Source organism: Quatrionicoccus australiensis (assembly GCF_020510525.1).
GTDB classification, from domain to species: domain Bacteria; phylum Pseudomonadota; class Gammaproteobacteria; order Burkholderiales; family Rhodocyclaceae; genus Azonexus; species Azonexus australiensis_B.
In genome coordinates, this window is the sequence record NZ_CP075188.1 from 2,056,179 (window position 1) to 2,077,878 (window position 21,700).

Here is a 21,700-nt window from a genome sequence, read left to right on the forward strand (position 1 = left end):
AATTTCTCAGAGGGAATCCCAATATCATGGATTGCCATGCGCGTGCGTGGTCACTTTAGGGAGATGTTCATGAGCAAGACACTGACCGGCAGTGGTTCGATCACGATGAAAAATCTGAATGGAACCTCAGACAAGGATTGTAGTTGCGGTTCCTGGCTTGGCCACTGGAAAAAGTTTGCCAAGGTTTCCGCAACGCCAAAATGCCACGTGCAGGGGTGTGAGTCCCAAGCGGAGGTAGGAGCGCATGTCATTTTGCCGAATATGAAGGACGAATCGCTGCGAAAACTCAACTTCATTACTCCAATGTGCAAAACACACAACGGAGCACCAAGTGCCGAGTACAAATCCAAGCCCGATAGCGTTTTTGTCAGCGCAAACAAGGCTCTGACGTGCGCAGCATAAGCCTCAATCAATAAGGGCAGGCTGGTTAAAAACGGCCTTACTTCAACCAATCTAATTTTCTTTTCAGAACAACAAACTAAGCGATTTTTTCGAGGGTTTCGCACGATTCCCGGCCGACCCTCAGCAAGTCATCGCCGTACCCGGCAACGGCACCGAGGTGCCGATCTGGCTGCTCGGCTCCAGCCTGTTCTCGGCCCGCCTGGCGGCCGAGCGCGGCCTGCCTTACGCGTTTGCCTCGCATTTCGCGCCGGCCATGCTGTTGCAGGCCATCGACATCTACCGGCGCAATTTCCGCCCGTCGGAAAAACTGGCTCAACCCTACGTGATGATCGGCGTGCCGGTGATTGCCGCGCCAAGCGATGACGAAGCCGAGTTTCTGGCCAGCAGCACCTACCAGCGTGTGCTCGGCATCCTGCGCGGCGACCGGCGCTGCCTGCCGCCACCGCAGGAAAACTATCTGGCCGGCCTGTCGCGCCAGGAACTCGCCGGCATCGAAGGCTTTCTCGGCGCCGGCGTGGTCGGCGGGCCGGACAAGGTCGCGGCCGGTCTGCGCGAACTGCAGCAGGCGACGGCGGCCGACGAAATGATGCTGGTCTGCGATATCTTCGATCCGGCCCTGCGCCTGCGTTCGCTCAGCCTCGTCGCCGAGGCGGTGAACGCCATCTGAAGCCGGTTTTTACTTCATCTTCGAGGCGGAGCGGATGCTCTCGCCGGCGATCATGAACATCCCGTTGCCCTGGTGGTGCAGGGTGCGGCGCTCCTTTTCGGCCGGCTTGTGCCAGGCGGCGACGACTTCGAGCACGAAGAAGTTGTAGCGATTGACCAGCCGCGTATCGACGACGCGGCATTCGAGATTGGCAAAGCACTCGGCAATCAACGGCGCCTCGACCTGGCTGGCGGGCAGCGCAGTCAGGCCGCTCAACGCAAACTTGTCGGCATCTTCGCCCGAGACATTGCCGCAGGTGACGACGGCGCCGGCCAGGGCGACGCTGGGAATGTTGAGCACGCACTGGCGCGTCGCCTGCAAGGCCTTGAAACTGAAATCGCCGGTACTGACCACGCAACCGACCAGGGGCGGCTCAAATTCGAGCGGCGTCTGCCAGGATAGGCTCATCACATTCGCCTTGCCATGCTGCGCAGTGGTCAGCAACAGCACGGGACCGGGTTCGAGCAGGGCATAGACCAGGTCAAGAGGGTAGGGCTGGCGTGACATGGCGGACTCCTTTGCTGCACAACACAGGCTGGTGGCGCCGCCGGTCGGGGATCTAGCCGGGGCGCCGGAACTCGCTGGCAATCCAGGCGCTGGCGCTCTTCATACTGAGCTTGAAATTGGCCTCGACCTTTTGTTCGGCGAGTTGCTCACCGGCAATATCGTACGCCGCCAGCACGGCATAGGGGTCGTCTTCGTCGGGCACGATGTCGAGCGTGACGCTGACCGGCCCGGCTTCCGTCGTCACCGTGATTTTCTGGTGATACAGCGCGTGCAGGTGGTGTTCATGCCGGCGCAGGACTTCCGAGGCGGTTTTGACCAGGGTCGCGAAGGCATTGGCGTCGAGCGGCTTCGGGTTTTTCTTGTCGCGGCCCATGGTCCACGGGCCGACCAGAGCCGGTTCCGATTCGCCATCCTTGATCATCGCGACCGCCCAGCCTTCGTCGTCCTCGTTCTTGATGACGCGTGCCGTCCAGCCCTTGTTGCGCCAGAGCAGCGCCTCGAAAATGGCACTGTCTGCGTCGTCGGCGATGTCGTTGTGGCTGTCTGCGTTCATGGCGGGCTTTCTCTGCGCTTCAGGCGGCCGGACCGGCGTCGCCCTGCATGGCCAGGAATTCGTCGACCAGGCGGGAGAGGACTTCTTCCTCGTCGCCATCGGCGAGGCCGAGAATTTCGGCGACCAGACGGATCTTGGAAGGATGGACCCGACGGCCGACGGCGGCCGCTGGCGTTGCGACTTCTACCGGTGCGGCGACCGGAGCTGTGGCGGGGGTAGCCGGCGTTTCCCAGGCCGGCGTCGTCACGACGGGCGCTTCGGCTTCTTCCACAACCGGCTTCTTCTTGCCGCGGCGCAGGCCTTCTTCGCTCAGCGCACGGTCGACTACCGTTTTCGAGAGTTTTTCACCTTCCGGCAATTGTTCGACCTGATCGATCAGGGTGTCGGCCTTGGCGACGTTCTTCTGCGCCAGTCGTTCGAGCTGGATTGCCGTGCTGGTGCTGGCGATCTTGCCGGAATCGAGCAGGGCGGTCACTTTAGGCGACAGGTTGGCGGCGGCGGTCGCCTGGTTGAGCCAGGTCGGGTTGCGGCCGAAATGTTCGGCCGCCGCCTCGCGGCTCTCGAAGCGCTCGGCGATGGTCTGGATGGCGCCGGCCATTTCACGCGGCTCGAGCGGTGCACGCAGCCCCAGACCGAGATTCTCGAAGACCTGGATTTCCAGCGCTTCGTCGCCGTCGCAGGCGCGCACCAGGGCCGGCAGCTGCGTCTCGCCGGCCAGTTGCGCCGCCCGCCAGCGCCGTTCGCCGACGATCAGGCGATAGCGCCCGGCGGCGTCGGCAGGGCGGACCAGCACCGGATGGATCAGGCCCTTGCTCTGGATCGAGTTGGCCAGGCCCTTGAGACCGACCTCGTCGCAATGCCGGCGCGGGTGCGCCGGATCAGGTTCGATCAGAGCAATGTCGATCAGCTTGAATTCTGCAGAGTTGTCTTTGAAAGCCACGGCCGGTACCTGTCCTGAATGCTGTGCCCAGCGGCGGCGGATGGCCGACGACGGGCGAAAGGGGCAGCATGTTCGACCTTTTTGCCGGGCATTTCAACTGTTAATTGCAATCGGGCAGGGTTGGCGGAACGCGCCGGCTGCGGCTCGCAGCCGGAACCTCGCTATACTGTACATATGAACAGTACCCGACGTATCGCTCACCTCGACATGGATGCCTTCTTCGCTTCGGTCGAAATGCTGCGCTATCCGGAATTGCGCGGCCAGGCGGTGGTGGTTGGCGGGCGCAACGTGCATCAGCCGGTCGAACAGCCCGACGGCAGCAAGCGCTTTTCCCGTCTTGGCGATTACGTCGGTCGCGGCGTGATCACCACCTCGACCTACGAGGCGCGCGCACTCGGCGTCTTTTCCGGCATGGGACTGATGAAATCGGCGCAGCTTGCCCCGGATGCGATCCTGCTCCCGGCCAATTTCGATGCCTATCGCGATTATTCGCGGCGCTTCAAGGCAGCGGTGGCGAGCATTGCGCCGAAAATCGAGGACCGGGGCATCGACGAGATCTACCTCGACCTGAGCGACATCCCGGAAGCCAGCGCACCATTGGCGCGGCGCATCAAGCAGGCGGTGTTCAACGCTACCGGCCTGACCTGTTCGATCGGCATCACACCGAACAAGCTGTTGGCAAAAATCTGCTCCGATCTCGACAAGCCGGACGGCATCACCATCCTTGGCGAGGAGGAGGTGGTGAGCCGGATCTGGCCGCTGCCGGCGAGAAAAATCAACGGCATCGGTCCCAAGGCAAGCGAGCGCCTGGCCCGGCTGGGCATTAACACGATCGGCGAACTGGCAGCGGTGCCGGTCGACTTCCTGGTCGAAAAGTTCGGTGAGCGCACCGGCGCCTGGCTGCATCGCGCGGCGCACGGGATCGACGAACGGCCTGTGGTCACCGAGTCGGAGCCAAAATCGATCAGCCGGGAAAGCACCTTCGAGCGGGATTTGCATGCGCGGCAGGACCGGGCGGCGCTGTCAGAGATTTTTACTGCCTTGTGCATGCGCGTCGCCGACGATCTGCAACGCAAGGGCTACGCCGGCCGGACCATAGGCATCAAGCTGCGCTATGCCGATTTTCACGCCGTGACGCGCGACCTGAGCCTGCCGGTGGCGATCAGCAGCGGCCCGGAAATCCGCAAGGCCGCCGGCGAATGCCTGAAGCGTGTGCCGCTGGAGCAGAAGATCCGGCTGCTCGGCGTGCGGGTCAGCGGCCTGGTACCCCTTGCGCAGGCAGCTGCGCCTGGGGCAGCCATTCAGGCCGAGTTGCCCTGGTAGCCGGCCCTGTCTGCGTTTAGTGCACCTGCGCTGTCTTGCCGGATTTTTCCGCCAGCCAGTCGGCCGACGTGCGCAAGCTGACTTCGTCGCCGAGGATGCGCGCCGCCTCGTTCAGCAAGGGATCAGGCGCCTTCTTGCGCTCGTCCGACTCGGCAAGATCCAGACTGAGCGGGCGTTCATCGGCTTGCAGGCCATCATCGCTGAAAGCATTAGGCTTGCGGGCGGCACGCTTGCCTTGCGCCTTGGCCGCTGCGTTTTGCACATCCAGCCTTGCCGCTCTTGCTTCCTGGGCGTCGCGCAACTGTCGGCGTTCCGTTTCGTTCAGTGAAATCACGTTGCTTTTGCGTTGCCGCGCGATTTCCGCGACATCTTCCTGCAGCGCGACAAACTCGCGGTCTTCCTTGATACGACCGGCGTGGCGGCTGCGCAGCGCTTCCAGTTCGTTGCTCAGATCGCCCTGCGCGGTGTAGGGGACGGGCGCAATGCGGACCCAGGGGAGAGCATTGTCGAAGGCTGCTTCACCCTGGTTGTCGGCCTCGTCGGCCAGCGGGAAAGCGATGTCCGGCGTGACACCCCGCAATTGCGTGGTACCGCCATCGATGCGGAAAAACTGCGCGATGGTCATTTTCAGTTCGCCGTACAGCGGCTTGTCCTGCCGGGCCAGCCGGTCAAGGTCGATCATGGTCTGTACCGTGCCCTTGCCAAAGCTGGGCTCGCCGATGATCAGGCCGCGCCGGTAATCCTGGATGGCCGCTGCAAAAATTTCCGAAGCGGAGGCCGAGTCGCGATTGATCAGCACGCCGAGTGGCCCATCCCATGCGCTGCCGGCCTTGGTATCCCTGGCGATGCTGATTTCACCCTTGGCATTGCGCTGCTGGACGACGGGACCGGTATCGATGAACAGGCCGGTCAATTCAACCGCCTCGACCAGCGAGCCGCCGCCGTTGCCGCGCAGGTCGATCAGGACGCTATCGACCTTTTCCTTTTTCAGCTCGCCGAGGATGCGCTCGACATCGCGGGTCGCGCTTTTGAAATTGCGCTCGCCCTTCTGCCGGGCTTCAAAGTCCTGGTAGAAGGAGGGCAGGGCGATGACGCCGATGCGCCGGGTGATGCCACCGTCGCTGACCGGAATGATCGATTTCTTTGCGGCCTGCTCTTCCAGACTGATTTTCTTGCGGGTCAGCGGCACCAGCTTGTGCTTTTCGGCTGCACCGGCATCGGCTGGCAGGATATCGAGCACGACGACGCTGTCGGCTTCGCCGCGGATCAGCCGCACGGTGTCGTCGAGGCGCCAGCCGGTGACATCGACCAGCGGGCCGTTGGCGCCCTGGCCGACGCCGACGATACGGTCGCCAACCTTGAGCTGGCCGGATCTGGCGGCCGGGCTGCCGGCCATCAATTCACGGATGGTCGTGTATTCGTCGCGTTCCTGCAGCACGGCACCGATGCCGACCAGCGACAGGCGCATCGAGATGTCGAAGTTTTCGGTCGCGCTCGGCCCCAGATAGTTGGTGTGGGGCTCAACGGCCATGGTGTAGGCGTTCATGAAGATCTGGAAAGCGTCTTCGCTTTTCAGCCGGCCTATGCGCTTGATCGATGCCTCGTAACGCTTGTCCAGAGTCTCGACTATCGCCTTGTCGTCCTTGCCGGCCAGCTTCAGACGCAACCAGTCATTTTTTACGCGCTTGCGCCACTGGTCCTCGGCTTCAGCCGCAGAGGCCGGCCAGTCCAGTTTCTCGCGTGACAACACCAGATTTTCGTTCTGCCCGAAGTCGAAGCCCGATTTGAGCAGGCTGCGGGCGTAGCCAAAACGCTCCACCACCCGTTGGGCGTAGAGATTGAAAATACCGAAAGCCGGTCCGAGATCCTGGTTCCGGATGGCGTCATCCAGGCGGGTGCGCAGGGGCGCCAGGCGCTCGATGTCGTTGCGGTCGAAAAAGTACTTTTCGCCATCCAGCGCCTTCAGGTAATGGTCGAAGATCTGCCCCGACAGCGTGTCGTCGAGCTGGTTTTCCCGGTAGTGAAAGCGCGAAATCAGTTCCGCGGTGACCGCTACCGCACCCGGCTGCTGCGGTAGCGGTGCCAGTTCCAGCGCGAGGGCCGAGGAAGAGATTGCTGCGAGGAGCAGCCAGCTAATGGATTTTTTCATCGCGATGACGGGAAAGATAATGCCAGGCAGTATAAGGAAGGCCGTCAGGCAGAAATAGGGGCCAAGTGTGACCAAGTGTTTATTTCTGTGAAGGCCGTCCGCCAAGGCTGTAACTACCTGCCAGTCGCCTCCGGCATCCGGAAGGTACTTGCTTCCTCGGCGTGCAGCGCCGGTTGCGCCGGCGAGAAGACATGAAAGCGGAGCGCATGCGTGCCGGCCGGCAAGGCACCGGCCGGGGCCGCAACAGTGACTTGCAATGGTGCGATGCTGCCCGGTGCGGCGCTGACCGTATTGGGGCCGACGATTTGCAGCTTGCCGTCGCCGACGACGGCGACCGCGAACTCCTGCGCTTCTTCCGTGAGGTTCATGACCTGCAGCGTGTAGGCGTTCTCGACCTGGCCGTCGGCCGTTTCGCGAGCGAGCACGCCGCGGTCGCGCAGCACATCGAAGCGCAGCTCGGCATGGCGGCTGACGGTCCACCCACCCAAAAAGGCAAAAACCAGCAGCAGCGCCGCATAGGCGATGACGCGCGGACGCCGGAACCAGGCCTGGCGCGGCATGGCGGCGAGTTCGTTTTCCGAGGCGAAGCGGATCAGGCCGGTCGGCGCACCGATCCGCGTCATCACCTGGTCGCAGGCGTCGATGCACAGGCCGCAGTTGATGCAGGCGTATTGCAGGCCGTCGCGGATGTCGATGCCGGTCGGGCAAACCTCGACGCAAATGCCGCAGTCGATGCAGTCGCCGGCCGGAGAACTTCGCCGCTGGCTGCTGCGCGGTTCGCCGCGCTTGCTGTCGTAGGCGACGCTGCGCGTTGCCGGGTCGAACATGACGCCCTGGAAGCGCGAATACGGACACATGTGCTGGCATACCGCTTCGCGCGCCAGGCCGGCCTGGACGTAGGTGAAGGCGGCGTAGAAGATCAACCAGAAAGCTTCCCAGGGACCGACCTGCCAGTCGGCCAGGGTCGGCAGCAGTTCGCGGATCGGCGTGAAATAACCGACGAAGGTGATCGCCGTCCATGCCGCCAGGGCTGCCCAGAGGACGTGTTTGAGCGTCTTGCGGACGATCTTGTTGAGAGTGAGCGGGCCGCGATCGAGTTGCAGGCGGGCCAGGTGGTCACCCTCGACGCGCGCCTCTATCCACGTGAACATGCTGGTATAGACCGTCTGCGGGCAGAGGAAGCCGCAGAACAGGCGGCCGGCCAGCGCCGTTGTCAGGAACAGCCCGGTCGCCGCGATAAGCAGGACGAGGGCGAGCAGCAGCGCATCCTGTGGCCAGAGGACGAGGCCGAACAGGTAGAGCTTTTCGTGTGCAATATCAAAATGCACCGCCTGGCGCAGTTGACCGTTGGCCGGCCAGTTCAGCCAGCAGGCGCCGTAGAAGATGATCTGGGTGAGGCCGACGCAAAGCCAGCGCAGGCTGTTGAAACGGCCGCTGACGGCTTTGGCGTGGATCTTTCCCTGCTTGCGGTAGAGTTCGAGTTTGGCGGCGCGGATTTTACTGACGGGCTGGCCCATTTCCTGTTTCCCCGGGTGGCGATGGCAAAGCCGGAGTAGAGCATCGCGGGAAAAACAGGAACAGATTCAGGATAATCGATTTTATATCGGCACAGATTGCGCAGCAGCGCCGACCAGGCTTCCGAGCAGGGCGATGGCGGCCTCTTGCCGCTCGTTGTCGGGGTGCCCGAAATTGAGACGCAGGAAATTGCCGTATTCGCGCTTGGCGGAAAAGATCGGGCCCGGCGCCGTACTGATGCCGTGGGCCAGGGCCTGCTGATGGACGGTCAGCGCATCGACGCCGGCCGGCAGTTCCAGCCACAGGAAATAACCGCCCTGCGGCCGGGCGATGCGGGTGCCCGCCGGAAAATGCCGCTCGACGCTGGCGATCATCGCCGCCGCCTGGGCTGCCAGACACAGCCGCAACTGGCGCAGGTGCTTGTCGTAGCCACCCTGTTTCAGGTAATTGGCCAACCCGATCTGGATCGGCACGCTGGTTGCCAGGCTGCTGGTCAGCTTCTGGCGGCGGATCTGTTCCACGTAGCGGCCGGCCGCGACCCAGCCGATGCGATAGCCCGGCGCCAGGCACTTGGCGAAGGACGAGACGTGCATGACCAGTCCGTCGGCATCGAGTGCCTTGCTGCACAGCGGCGGCTGTGCGCCGAAATGCAGCTCGGCATAGACGTCGTCCTCGATCAGCGGTACCTGGTGCCGGCGGAGCAGGGCGATCAGCTCTTTCTTGCGCGCATCGGGCATCAGGCTGCCCGATGGATTCGAGAAATTGAGCATGCACAGGCAGGCCTTGACGGGATGCCGCGCCAGCACATCGGCCAGCGCTTCCAGGTTGAGGCCGTCGCGCGGATGGGTCGGGATCTCGACAACCTTGAGCCCCAAGCGTTCGGCCGCCTGCAGACCGGCGTAGAAGGTCGGCGACTCGACCGCGATCAGGTCGCCCGGCCTGGTCACTGCCTGCAGGCAGAGATTGAGGCCTTCCATGGCGCCGGCGGTGATGATGATTTCCTGCGGTGCGACGCTCGCGCCGTGCGCCAGGTAGCGCAGCGCGAGGAGGCGACGCAGTTCGGCATTGCCCGGCGGCAGATCGTTCAGCGTGTCCTGCGGTGCAAGATGGCGGGCTGCTGCAGCCAGGGAACGCCCGAGCTTGGCGAGCGGAAAGAGCGCTGGCGACGGAAAGCTGGAGCCGAGCGGCAGCACGGCGCTGTCCTTGCTGCTGTCGAGGATGCGAAAAATGAAGTCGCTGACTTCCAGTCCGGTCGAATCGCTGCCGGGCTGTGTCATGTCGGGTTCGGGCAGGTTCTGGCCAAAGCGGGCACGCACGAAATAGCCCGACTTCGGGCGCGCTTCGACCAGACCGCGGCTTTCCAGCACCTGGTAGGCGCTGCTCACGGTGATCGGGCTCAGCGCGTGCGTGCGGCAGGCCTGACGGATCGAAGGCAGACGATCGCCGGGCCGGAGCAGGCCGTCGGCAATCAGTTTTTCGGTGGCGGCGGCAAGGTCTTGATAACGACTCATGTGCGAATGTTAGCAGCCCGGGGAAGGAGGCTTGCACACAATCGGCCGAGGCTCCAATATTTACAACTTTACATAATACAAATTATGCGCGTTGAGTGCACTTATCCTGATGTTGCTATTTCTGGATATAAGTAAAAAACAATGCAACAACAGACCATGTTTATAATTTATATATAACTGTTGCATTGAATCTACGTTCATCCCATGCTCAGGACACACTTCTCACACTCAATCCCGCTTGGCCTCCGGGAATCAATTCTGGTGGATAGCTATGGTCTGCCAAGATACTGGGCGACCGTTTGGTCGTCGCTATCGTTAGGACATCTCTCTCACAACACCCGTCTAATGAAACTACGCTATGTTGAAGATGCTTATCTTTTTGCTGATGAGCTTCTTGGATTTGGTGCACTTGACGATGCCCTTGGCTTTCAGAACGTAGATAAAGTGGCTGGCATTCTTGAAGGGTTCTTTATCAGTCTACGTAACAAAGCAACGCGAACGACTAGTGATGAAGCCAGATGGAGAACGGTCTACGACTTTGTAAGCAGTGTCCTATCCTGGCAGTCTCGCGGAGGTCTTCACGGAGCGTTATCGGAAACATCCAAAAAACTCCGCCACCTTAACGGTCTCTACAAACAATTACACGTTCAAAGCTCCAAACGACAGGAGATCCTACGCGCCTTACCTGCAAACGTGGTTGAGGTACTTTATGAGATGCTGGACCCAACATCTTCAACAAATCCCTTCAAGCGAGAAAAAACTCGCTGGATGATGTTCGTGATCTTTATCGTATTACTCCACCAAGGACTTCGCCGCGGCGAATTGCTCTTGCAGCCGGTTAATGCGGTCAAAAATGGTGACGACCTTAAACAAGGGCGTATTCGATACTGGTTGAATGTCGCTGATCAAAATGACAAGTATGATGACACTCGTGCGAGTCGCCCCAGCATTATTAACCTGGCAAATAGATAGGGCGTTTATGTTATGATATTTGCATGGATAAAGAAGATGCCCGCAAGCTCAGGCCAGAGCAACAAAAGGAGAAGCGCAAGATAGCGCTTCGCATGCGAATGAACGGACGCGAATTTGCCGAGATTGGATTAGCGGTCGGAGTACATTCCCGTACGGTCCAATATTGGTGGTCGCGCTACCAGGCAGAAGGCCTCAAGTCGGCGGTAGAAGGCGGCAAAAGAGGCACGGAGATTGGTGAGCGACGCACACTCAGCGTGGAACAGGAGTGGGCAGTGCAGCAGTTGATCAGCGAGAAAATGCCTGACCAACTCAAGCTTTCCTTCGCGCTCTGGACACGGGCAGCAGTTCAGGAGTTGATCCATCGTCGTTTCAAGATCGACATGCCGATTCGGACGGTCGGTGAGTATCTCAAGCGCTGGGGTTTTACACCGCAGAAGCCGTTGAAGCGGGCCTATGAGCAGAAACCTGAATTGGTGGAGGCTTGGCTCAAGGAGAGTTACCCACGCATCGCCCGGCGCGCCAAGGACGAAGGGGCGGAGATTCACTGGGGTGACGAAACGGGCATCCGTAGCGATTGCCAACATGGCCGGAGCTATGCGCCAGCGGGAAAAACACCTGTTCAAAGGGTGCCCGGCAGCCGGTTTGCCACGAACATGATCTCCACGGTCACCAACCAGGGGAAAGTGCGCTTCATGCTCTATCGGGAAACGATGACGGCCACTGTCCTGATTCGATTCCTTGCACGCCTGGTTCGTGATGCTGGACGCAAAGTGTTTTTGATTCTCGACAACCTGCGAGTGCATCACAGCAACAAGGTTCGGGACTGGTTGGAAAAACATACCGAGCACATTGAGTTGTTCTTCTTGCCCGCCTACGCCCCGGAACTCAATCCGGACGAGTATCTGAATTGCGACCTGAAGGCCTTGGTTCATGGCGGAAAGCCTGCCAGGAATCGGGATGAACTGGAATCAAAGGTGCGAGGTGCAATGATGAAAATACAGAATCGCCCAAAACGGGTTATGTCCTATTTTAGACACCGAAAAATCCAATATGCCGCGTAATGAACCTATTGGATTGCCGGGTTAATAAGACACATGCCTCAATTCGCCAAGTTCCTGTATCCGAACTAACCGCGAATATTATTCAGAGCTACACCGAAAACTTTCGTGGCAAGGCGAGTCACCCATTTTTACTGAACTCGGCAAAAGGCACCCCTTTGTCGATGGAAGGCATATCTGTTCTTTTCAACAGATTGTCTGCGGCTTTGCCAAAAAATGTAATCAAACAACTTGAAGATCGAACTGGAAAAACATCAATTTCTGCGCATGACCTACGCCATACGTGTGCTGTGGTTCGGTTAAATCAGTTACTCGATTCTGGTACGGAAATGGACGTTGCCTTACAAAAACTCAGAACATTCTTTGGATGGACCAGAAATTCAGATATGCCTAGAAAATATGCCCGTGCAGTATTTGAAGATCGATTGGCGGGTATCTGGTCCAACCTCTTGGATGACCGTGTTGCGATTCTTCGCGCGATACCTAAGGGGAAATGATGTTCTCAAGTGCCGAGCTAGTTACTGATGACCAACAACCAAATTCGGGGCAAATCCTCCGGCAGATTCTAGCGCGGCTCCCGAGCCTGCCATCCATCATTAGATACTACGATGACTTCGATGACAAATTAAGAAGCATTCCAGATTTTTCAACTGCTGATCAGATAGTCGTTTCGTGTTCGGGTAGCAAGATATCCGTAGACTTTGCTGCCTTCGGATATGCGTATGGCACCTTGTTAAAGCAGCTATTTGTTTTCCTAAATGCTAATGATTACAGAATGTCCACGATCTGTTTTCAGATATCTTGGTTTGCAAAACTTCCAGAAAAAACAATTTCGGATCTACTTGCAGTCAAACCAGGGGAAATGAATCGATGGTGGGCAACGGAGAGATCTCAAGCGCACTATAAAAAAGTATTTGAATCGCTAAAATCATTGCTTCGAATGCTCTGCGCAAACGTCGTAAATGACGGGTCTCCAGATTATCTAAGTTTTATTGCAGGGCTACCTTTGCCCTCAGTCGACAAATATGCGGCTGTTCGCACTGGGGATGTATTCCTGTCAACCGAGGAGGAGGCTCAGATTGTCCACTATTTTGACAATCTAGCTGCCAAAATCCTGTCAGGGGAAAACATCGATCAGCAGACTTTAGTTGAGGGCAGCGCCCTCCTCTGCTCGTATCTATTCGCAATGCGTCCATACCAAATTGCTTCGTTAACTATGCGGGATGTACGCATTTGGCGGGAAGATGACACAGGCACCTTGTATGTTCATTTAACTTTCAAAATGATTAAGCAGCGCACTAAGTCGACGGCCTACCCGCTGACTAGACGTGTGAAACACGAATGGGCGCCAATTATTTCTGAACAATATCGTTGCGCTAGTGCTTTTGGCCGCAGCGGTGCCGACCGCTTTCTAGGCGTGAATTCAGCGCAAGCCATGTCGCAGTTAATAGTGAAGGTGGCTACTCAGGTTGCTGGAGTCAATGTATCTGCCACAGACCTTCGGCACAGCGCAGCGCAACGCCTTGTTGATGCCGGGGCAAGTCAAGAAGAAGTGGCTGAATTTATGGGGCACGCCGACATAACTACTTGCCTTGTTTATTACAACGCGTCACCTAACCAAGCAGAACGAGTGAATAAAGCATTAGGTATATCTCCTGTATATCAACAAGTAGCCAAGATTGCCCATGCCAAATTCATTGACCCTGAGGAGCTTGCTCAACTCAAGGATGATCAGCAAATTGCGGGGGTCCCACACGGAGTTCCCATCTCGGGTATCGGTGGATGTATGAGTGGGCAGCTAGCCTGCCAGTTCAATCCTATTACCTCTTGTTATAGCTGTCAGAAGTTCATGCCAGTCATCGATGTGACTCTGCACAAACGCGTCCTAGGAGAAATGCGTTCAATCGTAAAATTCTTCGCCGATGTTTCGCGACACGACACCAATTCACCTGCTTTTATGCAGCTCAAGCGAACAATATTTAGCATTCAACAAGTTATTACAGAGCTAGAGGCTCCGGCTAATGCATGAATCCTTTGTGGAATATATCAGGCATGGAAAAGCGCTGGCTGAAAGGAAAGGCTTAGCTTGGGAGATGCTTCTTGATGCTGAGGGTCGTGCCGATATCGGTTGGAACCTCACGGAAGCTGCTGGCGGGTCACCTCCAACTATATATCTACGTGACTTTGGATACGACGAAAAAACAATCCGAGCCATCAATTCTAGACGTCAGGAACAAGGTCTTCCTCAACTTCCAAAACTGGCACTAAGTTGCCATTGGATCGACCTTCTTAAGGCTGCGGCTTGCGATCAGTTGTTATACCGGCGCAATAGCCCAGGACATGTATCTCAGAATGTCGTTCGCCCCTTGAAGGTGTTGGCTACGTGTGCCGGTGATTTAGCTCCTTGGCAGCTAAATATTGATGTTATCCATGAGGCAATATCGCTGGCCCAGGAATTCCAAGCGTCAGGGAAGCTAGCAGACCTTATCCGTGGGGCAATAAATTTCGTTATAGATGCGAATCATCTGGCCGAAGCATCACCACTCTACCCTGCCCTTTCTTCTTCTCGTTTGACTGGCCTCAACATTAGAACATCCAGGGCTGCTAAATCGAAAGACCAGTTACTGGATGACCTCGAACAGCGAAAGCGGGCTGAGCGTTTACCCGAGAGACGAGCGTTCTGGGAACTCATCCGGATTATCTTCACTGAGCCCCCACAGTCTTTTGCTGACGCAATGAGATTTTCTGTTCTCAAGACTATGGTTATATGCGGCCTACGCATAGGAGAGGCCGTCCTGTTACCTGCCGACTGGAAGCGGCACCGGGAGTATTACGACGTATCGGGGAGGCCTGCTGGGGAGTTGGGAGGCTACTCGCGCGCGCTGATGTTGCGCCACTTTGCTGAAAAGCAACAACTAGAGCAATCAGATAGCACTGTGCTATTTGAGGCCGCGCAACCAGTTCCAGAAATGTTTGCTGAAATCCTGAGCGAAACTTTGGATGATGCTCTTCGTATCACCGCCCCTCTTCGAGAGACTCTCCGCCTCCAAGTTCAAAGCGGCCGGCTTTTACCTTGGTATGACCGGCATAACCTTGTGCCCGCAACCGAGCTTTACACTAGGTTAACAGGCAACCCATTCTGGCTAAATATCGAAGAGTCTGTGGCCAACGATTTTGTTTCTCGTTATCGGGCGGGCTTCGAGCCTGCTGTGCTGGATGAGTTAAACCATTTTCAGAGCACCAGATATCTAGCACTCGGTCAGTCTTCCGGCCTCGATATGGCGATGTATGTATATTTTCATCGCCTTACAAAAAAGGTTGGCGCCCCGAAGCTCAGGCATGCGTCAGGCACTGAATACTGTGAAAAACGGAAATCATGGGGAGAGGTATACCTACAGATCGGAGAGCTTGAGGATTACTTGATCGCCTCAATTCCAACCAAAATCTCCGATACGAAACCGATTAAACTCCATAACGGCGAGTTGCAGACTTGGGAGTTATTGTTTCTTTCTCCCAAGCGGGCTTTAGCTGAAGGGCGTAACGACGGAATAGCCGACATCACCCGTTGCTGCTCCGTTGGCATGCCTGAGACTGCAATGCTAGGGGTGGCTCTTGGAGAAGTGAATCGCCCCGGGTTTCGTAGAGGCTCCGTGGTTTAAGTGCAGGCGTGTTCAGCCTGCGCGGTGAGTTGCAGATAATACCGATCCTCAGCCTCGGCGGGTGGGATGTAGCCGATGGGCTCAAGGAGTCGTTGATGGTTGAACCAGGTCACCCATTCGAGGGTGGCGAGTTCCAGGGATTCCACCGTTTTCCAGGGGGGCCGGCGATGGATTAGCTCCGCTTTGTATAAACCGTTGATGGTTTCGGCCAGGGCATTGTCGTAACTGTCGCCCTTGCTACCGACAGAGGGCTCGATACCTGCCTCGGCCAGTCGCTCGGTGTAGCGGATGGAAACGTACTGCGAGCCGCGATCTGAATGATGGATCAAGCTGGCATCCCGTTCTGGTTGGCGAGCATAGAGCGCCTGTTCCAGGGCATCTAGAACAAAGTCGGTGCGCATTGAGCGACTGACCCGCCAACCGACGATACGGCGGGCAAACACGTCGATGACGAAGGCGACATAGACAAATCCTGCCCAAGTGGAAACGTAGGTGAAATCGGAAACCCACAACTGATTCGGCCGATCTGCCTTGAACTGTCGATTGACCCGATCCAGCGGGCACGACGCCGCGGCGTCACCGAAGGTGGTTCGTACCACCTTACCGCGCCTCACGCCGCGCAGACCCAGCCAGCGCATCAGGCGCTCGACGGTGCAACGCGCGACCTGAATGCCTTCCCGCTGCAATTGCCGCCAAACCTTGTCGGCGCCATACACCTGAAAGTTGCTCTGCCAGACGCGCTGGATGTGCGGAGTCAGGAAGGCATCCCGGCGGGCCCTGGCACTCAGCAAAGAGGGATCGCGCTGGCGTGCGGCGTGGCGCCAATAAGCGGACGGGGCGACCTGCAACAACGTGCAGATCGGCTCGACCCCGAAACGCTCACGGTGCCGGTCGATGAAGGCCCTCACTTCTTCTTGAGGCGGTCGAGCTCCGCCTGCGCGAAAAACGCACTGGCCAATCGCAGAATCTCGTTGGCCTGCCGCAGTTCCTTGACTTCGCGTTCCAGCGCCTTGATGCGCTCGCGCTCGGCGGTCGGAATGCCATCACGTACGCCGGTATCGACTTCGTGTTTCTTGACCCACTCGTGCAGCGTCACCGTTGAACAGCCAATCATCGGCGCTATCGACTCGACCGCTGCCCATAGCGAAGGTCGATCCTTGCGTGCTTCCTGGACCAACCGTACGGCGCGCTCTCTGACTTCCGGGGAATATTTGTTCGTCTTACTCATGGCTCCATTCTCTCAAGAAATGGAGCCTCCTCAATTCCCGGGGCGATTCAAAGAGAAGGACAAGTGCGAAAGTCTATTCGCTCGCTACGGTGCCACCTCGGAGGACCGTAAGCTAGTACTACGCTCCCATGCTCTGCGTCACCTTCAAAACACCGAGCTATTCAGACTTGGAGTGGCAGATACGATCATCACAAAACGCTTTAACCGCCGTAGTGTTGCCCAGAGCTATGAATACGATCATCGTAGTCTGGCTGAAGAACTGGATAGCATTGAGTTACCCCCCGAAGTCGAAGCCTCACTTGGCTCCAAGGCCTCTACTGTGGCACGACTCATCAAGTCAGGTAGGGCAACCGGCCCCATGGTGTCTTCATTCAAACGCATTCAGCGCGAAGATGGGGATGAAGCGGCTTTTGAGTTTCTCAAGGCGGAATCTGATGGATTCCATTCCACGCCTTATGGACACTGCATCAACAGCTTTACTGTTGATCCCTGCCCCAAAAATCTCGAATGCTTTGCTGGTTGCTGCCATCTGACGGCAACCAACCTTCCAGAAAATCGTCGCCATTTAGAAACCCTTGAAGGCCGACTGAAAGCCGCACTCTCCGAAGCGCAGGCAAGACCAACTACATCGATCGGCCGCCAAAACCAAATTTCCCATGCCACGATCCGTCTTGACGCCGTACGCAAGCTTCTAGATTCACCAACAGGAGAACGAGTATTTCCTGACGGGCCTGATCTTTCGCTATCAAACCGACAACGGAGCTTATTTGATGACTGATCAAGTAGCTGATACCCCTACTCCATCTGAATCCTATGATTCTGAGATGGAAGCTGTTTTGCAGACAATGCTCGATGCGGATGAGGATATAACCGCGCGCGGTGTAATTCGCCTTCATCCGAAATTAAGTGCGGCCTCCTCTATTACGCGTAACCCTGCCCGCTCTGAAATGTTGGCCCTCTATCAAAACAAGCAGGAAGAGTTTCGAGGGTGGCGAAAGAGGCTAGCAAAGCGTTCCAAGGAAAGTTCAGCGATGGATCTTGCTGAAAAAGACATTCGGATTGCTGAGCTAGAGCATCAAATTGAGGTGTTAACTGCATCACACGTGGCCATGCTACGTGCAGTTGGTGAGCTTGGCGGTTTTTCTAAATGGGCCAAGTTCTTTGAAGATTTCAAGGGAGTACGTGATCAGCTCAGCGAAATGGGAGTCATGCCAAAGAAAACTCCATTCACTGAGTGAGCGCAATTTCTTGACTACAAAAAACATGATTGGGTTTGAACGCCTTTCCCGATCATCTCACTGCTCGGTTTAGACCTCACCGCACTCCGTCGCCGACCTCAGATTATCTGTGGAGATCTTGAGCATGGCACCAAGCCAGCCATCGAGCGCATCAACGCGTACAAAATCTGCGCGAGCCTCATACGGCGGGTGCTTGAGCCACCAAGAAACTTCTCTACAAACGTAGACGTCCCGAAACTCTGCATCGTCGCCACCCTGGCTTTCTGGCCATTGAAGCAGTTCCCTGAGCCGGTGCACATTTTCCGCCAAAAAATGACGCCGACGTTCAATTTTTGAGAACTGACCATGATCTTCGCCCCGGCCAAAGATACGCTCTCTTAAACGGCGTGCATCCTTGAGGCAGAACGGTGGCTGGTTGTACTTGCATTCGACCGCGACCCAAAGGTTCCTGTCTGGCCAGTACGCAAGCACATCGAAGTCCCCTACATCATCAAACCGCTCTTTCGGAAACCTGCGACGAAAATCAATTCCGTGCAAAACGAATTCGCCGTGTCTTAGAAATATCTCATACGCCCGCACTTCTAAGAGCTTCTCAATTCCCTCCTTGATGTTGCGAACAACTTTTGCAACCGTTGGCCATTGGAAGTCTGCGGGCAGGTAGCCATTGACAATGTTACCGACCCAGAGCGAGCGAGAACGGTCAATTGTGGCTGCTCCCCAAGCTAGCACATTATGATCAATCTGGATCAGGGGACGAATGGTATACCGATGCACACGTTTGGAATGCTCCCAAACTGGTACATCTGGCTCATCCTCAGTCTTACCAGCCAGACGACGAACACCGAGGGGGTCTAGTGTCAGGAATGCAATGACCTTCTCCGTGATGCCTTCAGGGATAGATGGCAGACGCTCTCGCACTCGTTCAACAATTAATGCTAACTGTGCAGCGTAGCCAAATCGAAGTTTATCGTCGCCGCCGGCCGAATGCCAGTGTGAAAGTACCTGGAGCACCTGACTCAAATGGGTGAGGGAAAAGCCAAGATCCAAGCTGAATGCTTCATCGAGCTGAGCCCAGTTTTTGGCACTGTCCTGATCGGAGTTGACTTCATCGATTTCGGATAGCCCGATTCCTAGCCTTGTGCCCGCAAAGTCTTGAAGATACTGCTGCTCCTTAGTGTCGCGATCTTCTGAGAAAAAAACCGTGGGGACAAAGGAATCATCTAATTCAATTCCTCCAACATCGATCCCGTTGTGAAGGGTGTCACTTGCCCCATAAAGGACCGATAGCCAGTCGATACGTGCAATCAGCTGAACAACCTCAGAGACAGTTGGCCGAATTTCACCTTGCTCAGGAGAGCTGACTGAGCACTCCAGTAAGTAGCGATAGTTCCGAGCCATGCTGATGTACTTCTCATACGCTTCGGCAAGTCGACTGGATCGATCAAAGGAAACTTGATGACTTAGGCTCAATTTCAACCGCACCACCTCAAACTGGTACTTCGTGGTTAACTCGTCGTGCTGAGAGATACAAATCTGCAGTAACTGCTTTCGATCGAATTGCGAGATCTTTGCATGCAGCTCACTTCGCATCGCATCCCGGGCGGAGTTGATGATGAGCTTGGCCGGCTCCAGCTCATAACGATCAGGAGCGACCCCTTGCTGCTTGAAGACAAAGGCTAGCTCCTTGCGTGCGAGTTTGAATTGACCTGCCTCGGGGAGGTCCGGACTCGCATGGTCGGGCACGTCAAAGGGGCGCTCGGTACTACGTAGCGTGAATCTAGGTGGTCTTTTCTCTGTTTCACGTAGAGACTCCAAGACGTCTTCTCCACAACTCAAGCCGAGCAACGCTGACAACCCAACGGTCAACTCGATCGCACATTCCGCTTCAAACGAGGCATCTGCAGCGCAGTTGAGTCCAGAGAAAAGCCTGGAGAGATTTACTTCCACCGCAAAAATCGCTTTCTCTGATGAACCAAATGCGAGCTTCAGGCCCGTGAGTAAGGGTAGTGAGGCGCGCTGCGCAGTCGCCTCATTATCATCCCTCAACGGTAGCGTCCGAAGATCCATTTCACAGTGGATTGCGATCTGCTCTCGGCGAAATAGCTCTAGCTTCTCAAGCAGAGAACTACGCTGAGTGCATGCGTCAGCAACGCAATGAACAAACAACTCGAGTAGCGGTCCGTTTTCATAGTCGGGATTCGATCCGACTTCCAAAAAGGCTTGCACAACACATCGCCCCACGCCTCCAGACCACGCAAGTGCGAAAGCTCCTTTTGCCTTCATCGACGTAAGACCGTCTTCTCTCTTGTCCACAATCCAGGTGTGCCGGTCATCAGGAAATCTATGCGGAGCGGATGCCCAGAAAGCCTCGAGTTCCTTGAAGCGCCAACTGGAGTTCCAGTGTGGGTCGAGGCCTATCCAATCAGGAGACTCAGCGCCCTCTATTAATACGCCATGACTATCGCGAAAGGCTGCAAACTGATCAATTACACCAATCATGCCTCCTGTGGATGACTCCGTATCGTCCAAGTAGGAAAGGAACGCATCCAACTCGTCGCTGCCCTTGATTGAATCAAAAAGCGATACAAAATCTGGTAATCCGATGACCCGCATACCCAAATCTGGCAACCCAAAGGATGTCGGCTGAGTACTAACCCGAGCGATGACAGCCACGAGTTGGATCCCGTTGGATCGTGGGAAATCTTCTTTTCCGTTGCGGAGCTCCACTATCTGCCTTTGATTAGGAAGCCTCAGTGCCCAACGCGCGCTTTCATCTACCAACCTGTTAAACCAACGCTCGATCTGCCCTAGCTTTGCCAGGTCATCAAGATTGATCGGCAGGATGAAATAAAGTTTTCCTTCAGAACGAACAACGGCAGCGATTTGTCGATCGAATCGATGTGATGTTCCGATTAGATCAGCGGGCCCGGCAATCACGTCATGTTCTCGGAGCCGATGCAACAAAAACTTGCCGAGCCGCCCGGCAAGTTTCCCTATGCCGTCAGCACGAAGAGAGTTAGCCTGTTTATGCCAAAGATCGATGACCACGCTCGAAGCAGCTCGTGGAGCAACCGGAAGGTAAGCTTCCCCCACTTGCACCATAAGAGTGGGCAAGGCTGTCCCCAGCATAATTGCGTCATAGAAACTTCCTAGAGAGTCGGGAGCGCTTAGTGCCCCCAACTCCACTACTAGTTCTCTACTCGTTCCGTCAAAGTTGAATTGGATGGCAGCGTAGGTGGATAACAACGCTTCACGGCACGAAAACCAGAACACATCTGTTGGTAGCTCCATGTGCCCTGCGGCTACATGTTCATCTGGTCCCACAAGAGAACTATCAATTGCTCCAAGAATATTCGCCTGTAGTGCAATAGCGAGATTCATGTCGCGTGTCGCAACAGGAAGTTCAACATGAAGGAGCCTGAACGCCTCTATAAAGTCCGGAATCCGCTCGACACTGCCGCCGTAGAAGATGCGTTGAAAGCCAGCCAATCCTGCTACACGTATTTCGCCCCAGTCTGCCTCCGGAACGAAATCCTCTAGCATGGGGAAGCTTGGTAATAGTCGCCTCAACCCATCCAGAAATTCTACGAACTCGTTATATGTGACGATAGGTCGAATACCCTGGAACTCACGTAGAGGCATACTTAGAGCAATGAGCATCGCCAGGCTGTGCTTTACTTGGCTTGATCGATTAGGCCGCCAAAGATCCGACACTCCGAGGGCAAGAATGATGTCGTAGGCGCCGAATTGGGTAAAGTAGCCCTTCAACTCCGCCAGTTGTTCATAGAATCGTTTGTCTTGCGAAGATTGTTTCAGCATTGGTGCCTCGACGACAACCGCCGGACGGTCAGTTTGGGCCTTACGCTTCTCCTGCTTCAGGCGCGATTTCTTCCCCATGATCGGCTCCTTTGTGCGCTAATTGATGTCAACGCTCCATGA

The 21,700-nt window shown here is 56.5% G+C and carries 17 protein-coding genes, 1 pseudogene and 1 other annotated feature; of the genes and pseudogenes, 10 read left to right on the forward strand and 8 right to left on the reverse strand.

From position 1 onward, the window contains the following. The first annotated feature begins 69 nt into the window (after positions 1-69). Together KI612_RS09900 and KI612_RS09905 are read left to right on the forward strand one after the other, a co-directional pair. A complete protein-coding gene (locus tag KI612_RS09900; protein WP_226444046.1) occupies positions 70-402 on the forward strand; it encodes a hypothetical protein in 333 nt (110 codons plus the stop codon). Positions 403-484: 82 nt separating this feature from the next. Then, a pseudogene (locus KI612_RS09905) lies at positions 485-1,069 on the forward strand (MsnO8 family LLM class oxidoreductase); the annotation flags it as partial. A gap of 9 nt (positions 1,070-1,078) precedes the next feature. On the opposite strand, the gene KI612_RS09910 reads toward KI612_RS09905, so the two are convergent. The 3 genes from KI612_RS09910 to KI612_RS09920 are packed head-to-tail and all read right to left on the reverse strand — an operon-like array spanning position 1,079 to position 3,108. Next, a complete protein-coding gene (locus tag KI612_RS09910; RefSeq protein WP_226444048.1) occupies positions 1,079-1,615 on the reverse strand; it encodes a flavin reductase family protein in 537 nt (178 codons plus the stop codon). A gap of 52 nt (positions 1,616-1,667) precedes the next feature. After that, a complete protein-coding gene (locus KI612_RS09915) occupies positions 1,668-2,168 on the reverse strand; it encodes a hypothetical protein (protein ID WP_226444050.1) in 501 nt (166 codons plus the stop codon). Between the two features lie 19 nt (positions 2,169-2,187). Beyond that, complete coding sequence (locus KI612_RS09920) at positions 2,188-3,108, reverse strand: ParB/RepB/Spo0J family partition protein (protein ID WP_226444051.1); 921 nt, start codon at positions 3,106-3,108, stop codon at positions 2,188-2,190. Positions 3,109-3,282: 174 nt separating this feature from the next. Here KI612_RS09920 and dinB point away from each other — a divergent pair, with 174 nt between their 5' ends. After that, the gene (gene dinB, locus KI612_RS09925; protein WP_226444053.1) at positions 3,283-4,431 is read left to right on the forward strand and encodes a DNA polymerase IV; all 1,149 of its coding nucleotides are present in this window, start codon (positions 3,283-3,285) and stop codon (positions 4,429-4,431) included. 16 nt (positions 4,432-4,447) lie between these two features. Here dinB and KI612_RS09930 read toward each other — a convergent pair whose 3' ends face one another. The 3 genes from KI612_RS09930 to KI612_RS09940 all read right to left on the reverse strand — a co-directional run bounded on the left by KI612_RS09930 (position 4,448) and on the right by KI612_RS09940 (position 9,606). Next, complete coding sequence (locus KI612_RS09930; RefSeq protein WP_226444055.1) at positions 4,448-6,580, reverse strand: carboxy terminal-processing peptidase; 2,133 nt, start codon at positions 6,578-6,580, stop codon at positions 4,448-4,450. A 113-nt stretch (positions 6,581-6,693) separates the two neighbouring features. After that, positions 6,694-8,097: a cytochrome c oxidase accessory protein CcoG gene (gene ccoG / locus KI612_RS09935; protein ID WP_226444057.1), complete on the reverse strand. Its 1,404-nt coding sequence runs from the start codon at positions 8,095-8,097 to the stop codon at positions 6,694-6,696. An 81-nt stretch (positions 8,098-8,178) separates the two neighbouring features. Further along, positions 8,179-9,606 (reverse strand): aminotransferase-like domain-containing protein, encoded by a 1,428-nt coding sequence (locus tag KI612_RS09940; RefSeq protein WP_226444059.1) that lies wholly within the window; start codon positions 9,604-9,606, stop codon positions 8,179-8,181. Positions 9,607-9,951: 345 nt separating this feature from the next. On the opposite strand from KI612_RS09940, the gene KI612_RS09945 reads away from it, so the two are divergent. From KI612_RS09945 to KI612_RS09965, 5 genes are read left to right on the forward strand one after another with little or no spacing between them, the layout of a single operon-like run. Beyond that, positions 9,952-10,578: a hypothetical protein gene (locus KI612_RS09945; protein ID WP_226444061.1), complete on the forward strand. Its 627-nt coding sequence runs from the start codon at positions 9,952-9,954 to the stop codon at positions 10,576-10,578. A 23-nt stretch (positions 10,579-10,601) separates the two neighbouring features. Beyond that, the gene (locus KI612_RS09950) at positions 10,602-11,639 is read left to right on the forward strand and encodes an IS630 family transposase (protein ID WP_226440294.1); all 1,038 of its coding nucleotides are present in this window, start codon (positions 10,602-10,604) and stop codon (positions 11,637-11,639) included. Then, positions 11,639-12,133, forward strand: a complete 495-nt coding sequence (locus tag KI612_RS09955) for a site-specific integrase (protein ID WP_226444063.1) — start codon at positions 11,639-11,641, stop codon at positions 12,131-12,133. Before KI612_RS09950 ends, KI612_RS09955 begins: the two co-directional genes overlap by 1 nt. Next, a complete protein-coding gene (locus tag KI612_RS09960) occupies positions 12,133-13,665 on the forward strand; it encodes a tyrosine-type recombinase/integrase (protein ID WP_226444064.1) in 1,533 nt (510 codons plus the stop codon). Before KI612_RS09955 ends, KI612_RS09960 begins: the two co-directional genes overlap by 1 nt. Next, on the forward strand, positions 13,658-15,295 hold the full coding sequence (locus KI612_RS09965; protein ID WP_226444066.1) for a hypothetical protein: 1,638 nt from the start codon (positions 13,658-13,660) through the stop codon (positions 15,293-15,295). The genes KI612_RS09960 and KI612_RS09965 overlap by 8 nt, the downstream gene beginning before the upstream one ends. On the opposite strand, the gene KI612_RS09970 is transcribed toward KI612_RS09965, so the two are convergent. Beyond that, a protein-coding gene (locus KI612_RS09970) for an IS3 family transposase (RefSeq protein ID WP_226441047.1) occupies positions 15,292-16,523 on the reverse strand; the annotation gives its coding sequence in 2 pieces (ribosomal slippage) (positions 15,292-16,235 and positions 16,235-16,523; 1,233 coding nt in all). The two genes, KI612_RS09965 and KI612_RS09970, sit on opposite strands and share 4 nt — an antisense overlap. Further along, positions 16,129-16,245 (reverse strand) — a sequence feature (AL1L pseudoknot). (Overlaps the previous gene by 117 nt.) Positions 16,524-16,695: 172 nt before the next feature. Here KI612_RS09970 and KI612_RS09975 point away from each other — a divergent pair. Together KI612_RS09975 and KI612_RS09980 are read left to right on the forward strand one after the other, a co-directional pair. Beyond that, complete coding sequence (locus KI612_RS09975) at positions 16,696-17,301, forward strand: hypothetical protein (protein ID WP_226444068.1); 606 nt, start codon at positions 16,696-16,698, stop codon at positions 17,299-17,301. Beyond that, positions 17,294-17,761: a hypothetical protein gene (locus KI612_RS09980; RefSeq protein ID WP_226444070.1), complete on the forward strand. Its 468-nt coding sequence runs from the start codon at positions 17,294-17,296 to the stop codon at positions 17,759-17,761. The genes KI612_RS09975 and KI612_RS09980 overlap by 8 nt, the downstream gene beginning before the upstream one ends. 69 nt (positions 17,762-17,830) lie before the next feature. On the opposite strand, the gene KI612_RS09985 is transcribed toward KI612_RS09980, so the two are convergent. After that, positions 17,831-21,658 carry a hypothetical protein gene (locus KI612_RS09985; protein ID WP_226444072.1) on the reverse strand — a complete coding sequence of 1,276 codons (3,828 nt, stop codon included), beginning with the start codon at positions 21,656-21,658 and terminating at the stop codon, positions 17,831-17,833. Between the last annotated feature and the right edge of the window lie 42 nt (positions 21,659-21,700).

Coding starts and splice junctions, on each gene's coding strand:
- KI612_RS09910 (WP_226444048.1), bottom strand. CDS start 1,615: ATGTCACGCCAGCCCTACCCTCTTGACCTGGTCTATGCCCTGCTCGAA.
- KI612_RS09930 (WP_226444055.1), bottom strand. CDS start 6,580: ATGAAAAAATCCATTAGCTGGCTGCTCCTCGCAGCAATCTCTTCCTCG.
- KI612_RS09965 (WP_226444066.1), top strand. CDS start 13,658: ATGCATGAATCCTTTGTGGAATATATCAGGCATGGAAAAGCGCTGGCT.
- KI612_RS09950 (WP_226440294.1), top strand. CDS start 10,602: ATGGATAAAGAAGATGCCCGCAAGCTCAGGCCAGAGCAACAAAAGGAG.
- KI612_RS09985 (WP_226444072.1), bottom strand. CDS start 21,658: ATGGGGAAGAAATCGCGCCTGAAGCAGGAGAAGCGTAAGGCCCAAACT.
- ccoG (WP_226444057.1), bottom strand. CDS start 8,097: ATGGGCCAGCCCGTCAGTAAAATCCGCGCCGCCAAACTCGAACTCTAC.
- KI612_RS09940 (WP_226444059.1), bottom strand. CDS start 9,606: ATGAGTCGTTATCAAGACCTTGCCGCCGCCACCGAAAAACTGATTGCC.
- KI612_RS09980 (WP_226444070.1), top strand. CDS start 17,294: ATGACTGATCAAGTAGCTGATACCCCTACTCCATCTGAATCCTATGAT.
- KI612_RS09945 (WP_226444061.1), top strand. CDS start 9,952: ATGAAACTACGCTATGTTGAAGATGCTTATCTTTTTGCTGATGAGCTT.
- KI612_RS09915 (WP_226444050.1), bottom strand. CDS start 2,168: ATGAACGCAGACAGCCACAACGACATCGCCGACGACGCAGACAGTGCC.
- dinB (WP_226444053.1), top strand. CDS start 3,283: ATGAACAGTACCCGACGTATCGCTCACCTCGACATGGATGCCTTCTTC.
- KI612_RS09955 (WP_226444063.1), top strand. CDS start 11,639: ATGAACCTATTGGATTGCCGGGTTAATAAGACACATGCCTCAATTCGC.
- KI612_RS09960 (WP_226444064.1), top strand. CDS start 12,133: ATGTTCTCAAGTGCCGAGCTAGTTACTGATGACCAACAACCAAATTCG.
- KI612_RS09900 (WP_226444046.1), top strand. CDS start 70: ATGAGCAAGACACTGACCGGCAGTGGTTCGATCACGATGAAAAATCTG.